Genomic DNA, 13,497 nt, shown 5'->3' on the forward strand with positions numbered 1-13,497 from the left:
CGCGGCGGCCAAGCCGGCCGCGTCCAAGCCCGTCGCCCAGCCGGGAACCAAGCCGACGGCGGCCGACCGTGCGACACAGATGCGCAAGTCGATCGCCGCGGCGATGAGCCGGTCCAAGCGGGAGATCCCGCACTACTACCTGGCCGAAGAAATCATGCTGGAGAAGTCGTTGTCGTGGTTGACGACGCGTAACGCGCAGCGATCGATCGACGAACGAGTGCTGCCGGCCGTCCTGCTGCTCAAGGCCGTCGGCGGCGCGGTCGCCGGCTTGGCGGCCGCCTTCGGCGCCGGCGTGGCCTCGGGCCGCTTCTCCGCCGTCTCGCCGGCGGCCGTCAGGGTGGCCAAAGTCGTTCCCACCTGGACGGTTTCGCCCACGGGCACGACGAGCTCGTCGACGATGCCCTCCTGCCAGCATTCGACCTCGACCGCGGCCTTGGTGGTCTCGACGATGGCCACGACCTGGCCGCGCGTCACCTTGTCCCCGGGCTTGACCAGCCACTCGTTCAGGGTGCCTTCATCCATGTCGGAGCCGAGCGAGGGCATCTTGAATTCGATCACGGCTGTTCCCCGAACAGGCTCTGCACGGCGGCGACGATCTTGGCGGTCTGCGGCAAAGCGGCCTCTTCGAGGTGCTTGGCGTAGGGAATGGGCACCTCGGCGCTGCACACCCGCGCCACCGGCGCGTCCAGGTCGTAGAAGGCGCCCTCCATCACGCGTGCGGTGACTTCGGCGGCGAGGCTGCCGGTGCGCCAGGCCTCGTCGACCACCACCGCGCGATGCGTCTTGCGGACCGATTCCAGGACCGTGGTCTCGTCGAGGGGGCGCAGCACGCGCAGATCGATGACCTCACAGTCGATTCCGGCCAGGGACAACTCGTTGGCGGCGTCGAGCGTCTTCGGCAGGCAGCCGCCGTAGGTGATCAGCGTGACGTCGGCGCCGGTGCGGCGAACCGCCGCGTGCGAGATGTCGGTCGGGGAGAGGACGTCGACGTCGGTCGAGGTGTTGTAGAGCTGAACGTGCTCGAAGATCACCACCGGGTCGGGGTCCTCCAGCGCGGGCGCCAGCATGCCGTACGCATCCTCGACGGTGGCCGGAGCCAGCACCTTGATGCCCGGAATGTGGGCGTACCACGGCTCGAGACTGTGCGAATGCTGCGCGGCGAGCTGGCGACCGGCGCCCGTCGCCATGCGCACGACGATCGGCACGGAGAACTGCCCGCCGGACATATGACGCAGGGCCGCGGCGGTGTTGACGATCTGGTCGAGCGCCAGCAGGCTGAAGTTCACCGTCATGACTTCGACGATCGGCCGTAACCCGTTGAGGGCCGCGCCGATTCCGATTCCGACGAAGCCCAGCTCCGACAGCGGCGTGTCGCGCACGCGCTCCGGGCCGAATTCTTCCAGCAGGCCCTTGGAGGCGGCGTACGTTCCCCCATAACGCCCCACGTCTTCCCCCATCACCACGACACGCGGGTCATCACGCAGGGCGTCGCGCAGGCCGTCGTGCACGGCGGTTCGATAGCTGGTCTTCATCGCATTGCCTCTTCGGTCAGCACGTCGCGCTCGAGATCCGCCACGTCCTCCCACGTTCCGGCCTCGGCGTAGGCCACCGCGGCCTCGATCTCGGCGACGGCCGCGTCTTCGATCTCACGCACCTCGGCGTCGGAGAGCGTGCCGTCGCCCACGCACTTGTCGGTGAACGCCTGGATCGGGTCGCGCTCGCGCCATCGCTCGACTTCCGCCTTGTCCCGGTACAGTTCCGGGTCGAACATCGAGTGCGCGCGGAACCGGTAGGTGCGGAATTCGATGAAGAACGGGCCACCGGTGTCGCGAACGTGGTCGACGCCCTGCTGCGCGGCGGCATGGCATGCCTCGACGTCCATCCCGTCGACCGCCAGCGTGGGAACCCGGTACGCGGCCGCCTTGACGGTCAGGTCGGTCTGCGACTGGGCGCGGTCCAACGCGGTGCCCATCGCGTAAAGGTTGTTCTCGCAACAGAACAGCACCGGCAGGTTCCACAGCACCGCCATGTTCAGCGACTCGTGGAACGCGCCCTCGGCCACCGCGCCGTCGCCGAAGTAGCAGGCGGTGACCCGCTTCTGCTGCAGCATGGCGTCGGCCAGCGCGATGCCCACCGCGAGCGGCAGGCCGCCGGCGACGATGGCGTTGCCCCCGTAGAACCGCTTGGCCGCGTCGAACAGGTGCATGGAACCGCCGCGGCCCCGCGAGCAGCCCTCCTGCTTGCCGAACATCTCGGCCATGATCGAGGTCATCGGGATGCCACGCAGCAGCGCGTGCGCGTGTTCGCGGTACGTCGCAACCACCGCGTCGTCGTCGGCCAGTGCGCGCAGGGACCCCGCGGCCACGGCCTCCTCGCCGACGTAGAGGTGCAGGAATCCGCGAATCTTGGCCGCGCTGTACAGTTCCGCGCACTTCTCCTCCATGCGCCGCACCCGGATCATGTCGGACAACAGCTCATGGGCCAGTTTCGTATCGGTCATGATGGCACCCCTTCGGCGTGCTGGACGGGGCGCTGCTCGATGGTGGATGTATCACCTTCGGGCAGGCCGAGTTCGCGGGCCTTCAGCAGGCGCCGCATGATCTTGCCGCTGCTCGTGTGCGGCAACGAGTCGACGAATTCGATCTCCTTGGGCGCCACCGTGGCCCCGAGCCGTTTGCGGGCGTGGCCCATCAGTTGCAGCCGCAGGTCCTCGTCGGCCAGGACGCCGTTCTTCAGCGTGACAAAGGCCTTGACCATTTCGCCGACCGTCGGATCGGGTATGCCGATGACGGCCGCCTCGGCGACGGCGGGGTGATCGGTCAGCGCGCTTTCCACTTCGAACGGACCGATCAGGTGTCCGGCGGACTTGATCACGTCATCCTTGCGGCCGACGAACCAGAAGTAGCCGTCGGCGTCCTTCTTCGCGAGATCCCCGGACAGGTAGAGGCCGTCGGCGAACGCGTTGCGGTAGCGCTCTTCGGCGTTCAGGTAACCGCGGAACATCGATGGCCAGCCGGGCCTGAGCGCGAGCTCACCCTCCACGCCGGGTTCGTCGACGACCTCGACGGGCCCATCGTCGTCGCGGTGCACGATGAAGGCGTCGACCCCGGGCAGCGGCCGGCCCATCGACCCGGGCTTGATGTCGAAGGCGGGCGTGTTGGCGATCATGATGCCGCCCGTCTCGGTCTGCCACCAGTTGTCGTGAATCGGCAGGCCCAGCACCCGCTTTCCCCACCAGACCGCCTCGGGGTTGAGCGGCTCGCCGACGCTGGCGATGAACCGAAGCCGCGGAAAGTGGTAGCGCGCGGGCAGTTCCGGTCCGGCCTTGATCAGCATCCGGATGGCGGTCGGTGCGGTGTACCACACGGAGACGCCCTGGTCCTGCAGGATGTGGTACCACCGTTCGGCGTCGAATTCCGCCTCGTCGACGATGGAGGTGACCCCGTGCAGGAGCGGGCTGATGATGCCGTAGGACGTGCCGGTCACCCAACCGGGATCGGCTGTGCACCAATAGGTGTCGTCGGGATGCAGGTCGAGCGCGTACAAGCCGGTGACGTAGTGCATCACGACGGCGCCGTGCACGTGGATGGCGCCTTTGGGCGTGCCCGTGGTCCCGCTGGTGAAGTGCAGCAGCGCCGGGTCGTCGGCGGTGGTCGGTTCGATCGGCGCGTTCTCGTCGGCCGCGTCCAGCCATTGCCAGAAGTCGAGCGTCCCCGGCGGCGCGCCGCCGCCCTGGCCGTCGTCGACCACGAAGACGTGCCGGAGCGAGGGGAGCCGATCGCGGATCTTGGCGACCTTGCGCTGGTAGATCGCCCTCGTGGTTACCAGCACGTCGGCCTGCCCGATGTTGACTCGGGTGGCGATCGGCTCCGGCCCGAAGGCCGAGAACAACGGTGAGACGACGCTGCCGTTGCGCAGCGCGCCCATCATCGCGATGTAGAGCTCCGGGGTGCGGCCCATGAGCGTGAAGACACGGTTGCCCTTGTTGATGCCCAACGAGCGCAGCGCGCTGGAGAACCGCCGGGAGAGCCGGCCGAGCTCGGCGTAACTGAGGTCTTGGGTGGCGATCACGCCGTCCCAGGGCCGGTCCGGGACGAACCGCAGGGCCGTGCGCGTGGCGGCCGGACCAGCGGTGTGACGATCGACGGCGGCGTAGGCGATGTTGCACAGGCCGGGGCCCATGCCCTCGCACGGATCCGGCACATCGGACCAGTGGAACTGGGCGCGCTCGTGTTCGTAGTCCGTGAGGTTGGGCCGAACGGAGAAGTCGGTGGCCGTTTTGCGGATGACGTCCATGACAGGGTCCTCGCTTCGGGTAGTCGCCTTCATCGTTTGCCGCGGGGCATCGCCGCAATAGAGACAAAGGTCATCAGTCGACCCCGGGTCCAATGACCCGACGCTGGGGACCAAGGACCCTGGCGCGCGCTGCCCGCATGCCCGAGGGTCCAGGTAGGAAAGGAGGGGCGACGAGCGATGACCCCGACGTTGGTCGACACCAAGGTGCTCACCAGGGCGGTGGAGCTGGCCTGTCGCGCCCCTTCGCTGCACAACACCCAGCCGTGGCGATGGGTCGCGGGCGGCCCGAGCGTCGACCTGTTTGCCGACCCGGACCGCACGGTGCCCTCGGCCGACGGCTCCGGCCGCGAGTCGATCATCAGCTGCGGCGCGGTGCTCGACCATTTCCGGGTCGCGATGGCGGCCGACGGGTGGGCGACGAGCGTCGACGAGTTTCCCAACCCCAACAACCTCGACCACCTGGCCTCGGTCGACTTCCTCCCGACCGACTACGTCGCCGCGGCCCGGCGCGATCGCGCCGCGGCGATCCTGCGCCGCCGGACAGACCGGCGGCCGTTCGGCGCACCGAGGGACTGGGCGTCGTTCGAGCCGGTGCTGCGGAGCGCCTTCGACCCCGGCCTGGTCTCCCTCGACGTGCTCGCCGACGACGCGCGGCCGCGGCTGGTGGAGGCGGCGCGTCTCACCGAGGCGCTGCGCCGCTACGACGACGTCTATCACCACGAATTGCGTTGGTGGACAGCGCCGGGCAGGCACGACGACGGCATCCCCACGGCCGCACTGGTGAGCGACGCGCAGCGGCGCGCCGTCGACGTGAACCGCCGGTTTCCCGCCGACGCGAACGCCCGGCCCGGTTCGGCGGGACTCCAAGATCAAGCGGAGGTGCTCGTCCTGTCCACCCCGGGAGACACCCGTGCGGACGCATTCCTGTGCGGCCAGGTGCTTTCCGCGATCCTGCTGGAATGCACCATCGCGGGTCTGGCGACGTGCACCGTCACCCACGTGACGGAGTTGCCGGCCAGCCGCGATATGGTCCGTCAGCTGATAGCCGACACCGAAGCGGTGCCCCAGGTCTTGATCCGGGTGGGCACCGCCTTCGCGGGCAAGGGCGGCCCGGAACCGACGCCGCGGCGGCCCCTCGGCGATGTCTTGGAGATACGCCGCTAGGGCGGCCCGGATTATGGCCATGGATTTCGAAGGGAGTCGACGATGATTGCCGATGCCGGGGACTGGCTCGTCATCAAGAGCGGCACGATCGGTCGCCCGGATCTGCGCGGGCTGATCACCTCCGTGCGTTCCCCCGATGGTGAACCGCCCTACCGGGTGCGGTGGCTGGCCACCGGGGAGGAGGCGACCGTGTTCCCGGGCCCGGACGCCATCGTCGTCACCGCCGCCGAGCAGCAGGCCGCCGACGAGCGGGCACGAGCACGATTCGCCGCGGTGCAGGCCGCCATCCGGGATCACAGCCGAGTCGGGTAGCAGCCAAATGCCTTCTACCACAGACGGATGCCCGTCGATAACCGACGCCGACGTCGACGAGCTCGCCTTTGAATTTCTGCACTCGCCCTACGCCGGCCACACCTACGTCGACTGGCGTTTGGACCAGCGCCTCGACGGCTTCCTGCGCCACCGCGGGCTCGTGCGGCTCACCCAAGACGGTGACGCCTACGGCCTCATCCTCAACCGGGTGATGGCCTACATGGCCGAGCTGCGCCGGAAACGGTGACCCGACGAACGACCCGTAAGCCTGGGACTTCGGTCCCTACCGCCGATTACGGCGGACTGGTCGGATGAAAGTCGTCAATGGTGAAAGGGATCGAGGAGATTGCCATGGCGACCCTTCCCGTCCGCCCGCCGAGCGGCCTAGTGACCGCGGTGCGCGATGACCAGAGCAGCTGACGCGACCCGGCGCTCGCCGCGCCGCGTGTTCCGCGACCGCAGCGAGGCCGGCCGGGTGCTGGCCAACCTCCTCGGGGCCTACCGCGATCGGCCAGACGTGATCGTGCTGGGTCTGGCGCGGGGCGGCATACCCGTCGCGTGGGAGGTGGCGGCGGCGCTGCGCGCGCCGCTGGACGCCTTCATCGTGCGCAAGCTCGGCGCGCCCGGCCACGAGGAATTCGCGGTGGGAGCACTGGCGAGCGGGGGCCGCGTGGTGGTCAACGACGACGTCGTGCGTGGCCTGCGCATCACCCCGCAGGAGTTGCGCGCGGTCGCCGAGCGTGAGGGTCGGGAATTGATTCGGCGCGAGGCCGCCTACCGCGACGGGCGCCCACCCGTGGAGGTGGCCGGCAAGACGGTCATCCTCGTCGACGACGGATTGGCCACCGGCGCAAGCATGTCCGCGGCGGTGCAGGCGCTGCGCGAAGCCGAGCCGGCGCACATCGTCATCGCCGTGCCGGCGGCCCCCGAGTCGACGTGCCGGGAATTCGCCGGGCAGGTCGACGACGTCGTGTGCGCGAGCATGCCCACCCCGTTCCTCGCGGTCGGGGAGTCCTTCTGGGATTTCCGCCAGGTCACCGACGACGAGGTCCGCCGGCTGCTCGCCACGCCGACGACCGGGGCGTCGCGGGGCGCCGCGGCGCGGACACCGGCCGACGTGATCAGCCGGGTCGCCATCGACGCGCCGGCGGGCGTGCCGCCGCAAGCGGCGCTGGACGCGCTCGTCGGTGACGCGCGCATCGTGCTGATCGGCGAAAGTTCGCACGGCACACACGAGTTCTACGAGGCCCGGGCCGAAATCACCAAGTGGCTGATCGAGGAGAAGGGTTTCTGCGCCGTCGCGGCCGAGGCGGACTGGCCCGACGCCTACCGGGTGAACCGCTACGTTCGCGGCATCGGCGAGGACACCACCGCCGACGAGGCGTTGAGCGGCTTCGAGCGCTTTCCCGCCTGGATGTGGCGCAACACCGTCGTCCGTGACTTCGTCGAGTGGCTACGCACGCGAAACCGGCTGCACGAGAACAACGGCCAGCGGCAGGCCGGCTTCTACGGCCTGGATCTCTACAGCCTGCACCGGTCGATGCGGGAGGTGATCGGCTACCTGGACAAGATCGACCCCAAGGCGGCGGCGCGGGCGCGGGAACGCTACGCCTGCTTCGACCACGCCTCGGCGGACGACGGTCAGGCGTACGGCTTCTCGGCGGCCTTCGGCGCGGGCCCGTCGTGCGAGAAGGAAGCGATCGATCAACTCGTCGAGATCCAGCGCAACGCGCTGGCCTACGCGCGCAGGGACGGCCTGCTCGCCGAGGACGAATTGTTCTACGCCCACCAGAACGCCCAGACGGTGCACAACGCGGAGGTGTACTACCGGGCGATGTTCAGCGGCCGGGTCACCTCGTGGAACCTGCGGGACAAACACATGGCGCAGACCCTCGACGCACTGCTCAAGCATCTGGACCGTCACGACGACGTGCCGTCCGCGCGAATCGTGGTGTGGGCCCACAACTCCCACGTAGGCGACGCCCGCGCCACCGAGGTGTGGGCCGACGGACAACTCACGCTCGGCCAGCTGGTCCGGCAGCGGCACGGCGACGAATCCCGCCTGCTCGGCTTCAGCACGTACGCGGGCACCGTCACCGCCGCCAGCGACTGGGGCGGCATCGCCGAACGCAAGGTCGTCCGCCCGGCCCTCAACGGGAGCATCGAAGAACTCCTGCACGAAACGGGCAGGGCGGCGTTCCTGGTGTCACCGCACCTCAACCCCGGGGCCGCGGAGCCCCTCGGCGCGGTGCGCCTGGGGCGTGCCATCGGGGTGATCTACCGCCCCGAGACCGAACGGCAGAGCCACTACTTCCACGTCCGGCCCGCCGACCAGTTCGACGCGATGATTCACATCGACCGGACGCGGGCGTTGGAGCCGTTGGAGGTCACCAGCGTGTGGATCGCCGGCGAGACGCCGGAAACGTACCCGAGCGGCCTCTAGGCACGAAGCGATGGAGATACAGATGCCGGCCGATCGGGCGCTGAGCCGAAGAATCGTCACGTTGACCATGAATCCCGCGCTCGACATCACCACGAGCGTCGGCGTGGTGCGGCCGACCGACAAATTGCGCTGTTCGGCGACGCGCTACGACCCGGGCGGCGGCGGCATCAACGTCGCGCGGATCGCGAAGGTCCTCGGCAGCCCGGTGCTGGCGGTGTTTCCGGCGGGCGGGTCGCACGGTGGCCTCGTCACCACCCTGCTCGGCGAGGCGGAGGTGCCGTTCCTGCAGATCCCGATCGCCGCCCAGACCCGCGAGAGTTTTTCCGTCAACGAGACCAGCACGGGCCAGCAATACCGGTTCGTCCTGCCGGGCCCGGAGCTCAACGCCTTCGAACAGGAGCAATGCCTCGCCGAACTGCGGGCCGCCGCCCAGACGGCCGAAGTCGTCGTGGCCAGCGGCAGCCTGCCGCCGGGCGTCCCGGCCGACTACTACCAGCGGGTCGCCGACATCTGCCGGGAGCTGGGCGTGAAGCTGATTCTGGACACCTCCGGCGGCGGCCTGCAGCACATCTCCTCGGGCGTGTATCTGCTCAAGGCGAGCGTACGCGAGCTGAGGGAATGCGTCGGCCGCCGACTCGCCACCGAGTCCGAGCAATTGGCCGCCGCCCATCAGCTGATCGACAGCGGCCACGCACAGGTCGTCGTGGTGTCCCTGGGGTCCTACGGCGCGCTGCTCGCGACAGGCCATGCCAGCCAACGCTTTCCGGCGGTCCCGATGCGTAGCGGCAGCGGCGTCGGGGCCGGCGACGCGATGGTCGCCGCGATCACGGTGGGTATCACCCGTGGGTGGCCGCTCGCCAAATCCGTTCGGTACGGGATCGCGGCGGGCGCGGCGATGCTGATGACGCCCGGTACGGCGGTCTTCGAGCGCGTCGACGTGGAGCGGTTGTTCGAGCTGGTGGCCGAACCCGCGGAGGTGGGGCCGAACGACTTCGCAGCTGGGGCCTAACGGCCCCTCCGTCGCGGGGCGCCGGCGCAATAGCCTTGAAAGCGAATGGAACCCTAGGAGCCGACATGAACCAGCTGGACGCCAAGGCCGTGGTCGTCGGCGTCAACGGCTCGAAAGCCGCGGTGAACGCCGCGAAGTGGGCGATCGACGAGGCGATCGGCCGGCAGATGCCGCTGCGCCTGGTCTATGTCATCCCCCCACGAGGGGGCCACGCCGGGTCGGGCCCCACCTCGGAATGGGAGGTCGAACGCGGCGAAATCGCGCTGTGCGAAGCGGAGTCCGCCATCCAGAGCGAGCGCAAGGCGGTCGAGATCGAGACGGCGATCGTCTCCGGTGACCCCGCGCAGGCGTTGATCGACCAATCGCTGGACGCCGCCCTGGTGTGTGTCGGCACCGCCAGGCGGGGATGGGCGTCCGACGGGCTGTTGGGCCCGACCGCGGCCGGCCTGGTGGCGCGCGCGCACTGCCCGGTCGCGATCATCCGCACCAATCCCGACGGGTCGCCGACGGAGCTCGGGGTGATCGCCGTCGTGCTCAACGACGAGCCCGACAACGACGAGGTGGTACACCAGGCCATGGAGGAAGGGCGCCGCCGCCACGCCACCGTCCGGCAGATCGACCGGCGGCTGAACAGCTGGGTCCGCCGCTACCCGGACGTCCACGTCCAGACCGTCGCTGCGGGCACCGGCGCCAGACCCAGCGAGAAGCCCGGTGGCACAATCGAACTCGCGGTGGTCGGCAGTGCCGATGCCGACGAGATCGCGGGGCTGGTCACCCCGAACTGTCATCCGATCGTCGGCTACCCCGACTGCTCGGTGCTCGTGGTTCGCCACTGAGATGACGGAGACCGCCCGAACCGAGTCGGTCGTCGCCGGTATCGATGGTTCCAAGGCGGCGATCCGCGCGGCGCTGTGGGCGGTCGACGAGGCGGTGAGTCGTGACGTTCCGCTGCGTCTGCTCTACGCGACCGAGGCCGAAGGCGGCGAACAAACGGCGGAGCTCGCGGTCGGCCAGGCGGTCAGCGCGATCCGCGCCGCGGGCAGGCCGGTGGCGATCGAGACGGAAATCGTCCACGGACCCGCGGTCGGGTCGCTGATTCGTTCGTCGGCGTCGGCGGTGATGGTCTGCGTGGGAGCCGTCGGGCTGCGCCACTTTCAACCGGGCCGGGTCGGCTCCACCGCCGCGGCGCTGGCCGTCTCGGCGCACTGCCCGGTGGCGATCGTCCGCGGCCGCGACGACCACCACCGGCAATCCGGAGGAAAGGCGGTCGTCGAGATCGACGGGTCCCCGGACTCGGTGCTGCTGGACGCGGCCGTCGACGAGGCGCTGTTGCGTGGCGCCGCGCTCCAGGCGGTCGTCTCGCGGCGCACCGCGCAGAGCGAGCATGGCGTGTGGGGCAGCGAGGCCGATCGGCGGGCGCTCGCCGACCTCGATCGCCGGCTCGCCCGCTGGAAGCGAAGCCATCCGCAGCTGCGTGTCGAATCCGTGGCGATCCACGCCGGACTGCTCGAATACCTCGCCGCCCCGGACGGGCCGGTGGGGTTGGTGATCGTCGGCGCCCACAACCGTCGGCACGTGGCCGAACTCGTCGGACCGGTCGGCAGCTCGGTGATGCAGGACGCCCGGTGTTCGCTGTTGGTGGTGAATCAGCAACATTTGTGAACTCGGACGATGATGGATGTGTGATATTGAGGTCATACGACCATCGGAAGGGTTCTTAATGGTCAAGGTTTTCCTGGTCGACGACCACGAGGTCGTCCGGCGCGGTCTCGCCGACCTCCTGGCGTCGGACCCCGAGCTCGAAATCGTCGGCGAGGCGGGTTCCGTCTCCGAGGCGAAGGCGCGTATCCCGGCGCTGCAGCCCGACGTCGCCGTGCTCGACGTGCGGCTTCCCGACGGCAACGGCATCGAGCTGTGCCGGGACCTGGTGTCCGATCACCCCGACCTGCGGTGCCTGATGTTGACGTCCTTCACCTCCGACGAGGCGATGCTGGAGGCCATTCTGGCCGGCGCCAGCGGCTATGTGGTCAAGGACATCAAGGGCATGGAGTTGGCCCACGCCATCAAGGAGGTGGGCGCGGGCAAGTCGCTGCTGGACAACCGCGCCGCGGCCGCGCTGATGGCGAAGCTTCGCGGCGCGGCCGAACGCGAAGACCCGCTGTCCGGCCTCACCGAGCAGGAGCGAACGCTGCTGGGGCTGCTCAGCGAGGGCCTCACCAACAGGCAGATCGCCGCACGGATGTTCCTCGCCGAGAAGACGGTGAAGAACTACGTGTCGCGGCTCCTCGCCAAACTCGGCATGGAGCGCCGGACCCAGGCGGCGGTGTTCGCGTCGAAGCTGGATCAACGGCCCGGCCATTCCCAACCGCCAGCGGACGCGCCTGCCGACTAGCCGGCAACCGCAACACGTCACGTCATCGACGGGAACTCTTCGCTTGGGCGCTTGACAAATTGCGACTACGCTGATTTTGCCATCTGACATTGAGCAAAAGTGTCGTGGAGGTTTTGACGGGTTGAGGAGCGACGACGGCGGCTCGGCATTCGCCGGACTCGGCCAGCGCGGGCTGGTCGGGAGGATGCACGAGCAGCTCGACGAGTTGCTGGCCGCCCGCGACCAGATGGAGCAGTTGCTCCGCGTCATCGTCGAGATCGGTGCGGGCCTCGACCTCGACGCCACGCTGCACCGGATCATCGGCGCCGCCCGCAAGCTGACCTCGGCCCCCTACGGCGCGCTGGCCATCCGTGACCTCGAAGGAAACTTGCTGCGCTTCGTCCACGAGGGCATGGACGCCGACACGGCCTCCCGCATCGGTCACCTGCCGTTCGGCAAGGGCCTGCTCAGCCTGTCGCTGCTGGACACGCCGGCCCTGCGGATGACTGATCTGACCGCCCATCCGGCCGCCGTCGGGTTCCCCGAACACCATCCTCCGATGCGCGCCTTCCTCGCGGTGCCGATCACCATCCGGGGCAACGTGTTCGGCAACCTCTACCTCACCCACGTCGATCCGGTGCGGGTGTTCTCCGAATCCGACGAGGTGGCCGCCCGCGCGCTGGCATTCGCCGCCGCCGTCGCGATCGACAACGCGCAGGTCTTTCAACGCGAGCGGACGGCCGTCAAGTGGATGGAGGCCAGCCGTGAGATCACGACCGCCCTGCTCTCCAGCGCCGCTCCGCACCGGCGCCCGCTGCAGCTGATCGCCGAACAGGCCCGGGTCCTGACCGACGCCGAACAGGCGATCGTCCTGGTGCCCGGCGATCCCGACCTGCCCGACGACGAGGTCGACACGCTGGTGGTCTCCGCGGCCGTCGGGGTGCACGCCGACGAGGTGGTCGGCCAACGGGTGCCCGTGGACGCGTCCACCAGCGGCACCGTGTTCCGCTCGGGCGAACCGCTGATCACCGAGACGTTGCGGTACCCGATTCAGGCGTTCACCGACGTCGGGCAGCGCCCGGCGATCCTGATGCCGCTGCGCGCCCGCGACGAGGTCGTCGGTGTCATCGCGATCGCACGTGGCGCCGACCAGCCGCCGTTCGACGACAGCTACCTCGATCTGGTCAACGACTTCGCCACGCACGCCGCGATGGCGCTGGTGCTCGCGTCGGCCCGCGACGACGCGCGGCAGCTGAGCATCCTGGCCGAGCGCGAGCGCATCGCGCACGATTTGCACGACCACGTCATCCAGCGGCTTTTCGCCGCCGGCATGGACCTGCAGGGAACGCTCGCGCGGGCGCGCTCCCCGGAGGTCGCCGACCGGCTCAACCGCACCCTCGACGACCTGCAGACCATCATCGAGGAGATCCGCACGACGATCTTCCAGCTGAAATCCCCGATGGGTAAGAACGGCGACTTCCGGCGCCGCATCCAACAGGTGGTCGCCGATCTGACCGAGAATCGCGACGTCGTGACCACCGTGCGGATGCACGGACCGATGACCGCCGTCGGCGGAGAGCTTGCCGACCACGCCGAGGCGGTGGCCACGGAAGCCGTCAGCAACGCCCTGCGCCATTCCGGTGGATCGCGCCTGACCGTCGAGATCAGCGTCGCCGACATGTTCGTCCTGGACATCATCGACAACGGCTCCGGCATCCCTGTCGGCAACACGCGCAGCAGCGGCCTGGGCAACATGCGGCGCCGCGCCGAACAACTCGGCGGTGCCTGCGAGATCACCGGCCCCCCGGAGGGTGGCACCCGGGTGCACTGGGTCGCCCCGCTCATCGATCAGTAACGTCGCCCCGGCGGGACCAAAGGGGGGCGGCCCTTGGGCCTAACGGC

Annotated in this window: 12 protein-coding genes and 2 pseudogenes; 10 read left to right on the forward strand and 4 right to left on the reverse strand. The window is 69.3% G+C overall.

The genetic code is table 11. From position 1 onward, the window contains the following. Window positions 1-103 precede the first annotated feature (103 nt). Window positions 104-202 (forward strand): annotated as a pseudogene (locus A5704_RS29675) (hypothetical protein); the annotation flags it as partial. Window positions 203-345: 143 nt separating this feature from the next. On the opposite strand, the pseudogene A5704_RS02105 reads toward A5704_RS29675, so the two are convergent. The 4 genes and pseudogenes from A5704_RS02105 to acsA all read right to left on the reverse strand — a co-directional run. After that, window positions 346-543, reverse strand: a pseudogene (locus A5704_RS02105) (biotin/lipoyl-containing protein); the annotation flags it as partial. Between the two features lie 11 nt (window positions 544-554). Further along, window positions 555-1,532 (reverse strand): alpha-ketoacid dehydrogenase subunit beta, encoded by a 978-nt coding sequence (locus A5704_RS02110; RefSeq protein WP_067780321.1) that lies wholly within the window; start codon window positions 1,530-1,532, stop codon window positions 555-557. After that, complete coding sequence (gene pdhA, locus A5704_RS02115) at window positions 1,529-2,500, reverse strand: pyruvate dehydrogenase (acetyl-transferring) E1 component subunit alpha (protein WP_067887165.1); 972 nt, start codon at window positions 2,498-2,500, stop codon at window positions 1,529-1,531. Before pdhA ends, A5704_RS02110 begins: the two co-directional genes overlap by 4 nt. Next, a complete protein-coding gene (gene acsA, locus A5704_RS02120; protein WP_067761155.1) occupies window positions 2,497-4,296 on the reverse strand; it encodes an acetate--CoA ligase in 1,800 nt (599 codons plus the stop codon). The genes pdhA and acsA overlap by 4 nt, the downstream gene beginning before the upstream one ends. A gap of 177 nt (window positions 4,297-4,473) precedes the next feature. On the opposite strand from acsA, the gene A5704_RS02125 reads away from it, so the two are divergent. The 9 genes from A5704_RS02125 (at window position 4,474) to A5704_RS02165 (ending at window position 13,450) form a co-directional block, all read left to right on the forward strand. After that, complete coding sequence (locus A5704_RS02125) at window positions 4,474-5,460, forward strand: NAD(P)H nitroreductase (protein ID WP_067887168.1); 987 nt, start codon at window positions 4,474-4,476, stop codon at window positions 5,458-5,460. A gap of 42 nt (window positions 5,461-5,502) precedes the next feature. After that, entirely contained in the window at window positions 5,503-5,772 is a 270-nt protein-coding gene (locus A5704_RS02130) for a DUF1918 domain-containing protein (RefSeq protein ID WP_067761152.1), read from the forward strand. A gap of 7 nt (window positions 5,773-5,779) precedes the next feature. Continuing rightward, window positions 5,780-6,019, forward strand: coding sequence for a hypothetical protein (locus tag A5704_RS02135; RefSeq protein WP_067761150.1), 240 nt, complete (start codon window positions 5,780-5,782; stop codon window positions 6,017-6,019). 156 nt (window positions 6,020-6,175) lie between these two features. Beyond that, entirely contained in the window at window positions 6,176-8,215 is a 2,040-nt protein-coding gene (locus A5704_RS02140) for an erythromycin esterase family protein (protein WP_156675510.1), read from the forward strand. A 22-nt stretch (window positions 8,216-8,237) separates the two neighbouring features. After that, window positions 8,238-9,224, forward strand: coding sequence for a 1-phosphofructokinase family hexose kinase (locus tag A5704_RS02145; protein WP_067887242.1), 987 nt, complete (start codon window positions 8,238-8,240; stop codon window positions 9,222-9,224). A gap of 65 nt (window positions 9,225-9,289) precedes the next feature. Further along, window positions 9,290-10,060 carry a universal stress protein gene (locus tag A5704_RS02150; protein ID WP_067761147.1) on the forward strand — a complete coding sequence of 257 codons (771 nt, stop codon included), beginning with the start codon at window positions 9,290-9,292 and terminating at the stop codon, window positions 10,058-10,060. A gap of 1 nt (window position 10,061) precedes the next feature. Then, window positions 10,062-10,886: a universal stress protein gene (locus tag A5704_RS02155; protein ID WP_067761145.1), complete on the forward strand. Its 825-nt coding sequence runs from the start codon at window positions 10,062-10,064 to the stop codon at window positions 10,884-10,886. Between the two features lie 58 nt (window positions 10,887-10,944). Next, complete coding sequence (locus tag A5704_RS02160; protein ID WP_067761143.1) at window positions 10,945-11,616, forward strand: response regulator transcription factor; 672 nt, start codon at window positions 10,945-10,947, stop codon at window positions 11,614-11,616. A gap of 184 nt (window positions 11,617-11,800) precedes the next feature. Next, window positions 11,801-13,450, forward strand: coding sequence for a GAF domain-containing protein (locus tag A5704_RS02165; protein ID WP_197508434.1), 1,650 nt, complete (start codon window positions 11,801-11,803; stop codon window positions 13,448-13,450). Window positions 13,451-13,497: the final 47 nt, after the last annotated feature.

Source organism: Mycobacterium sp. E735 (genome assembly GCF_001666955.1).
Lineage (GTDB): Bacteria > Actinomycetota > Actinomycetes > Mycobacteriales > Mycobacteriaceae > Mycobacterium.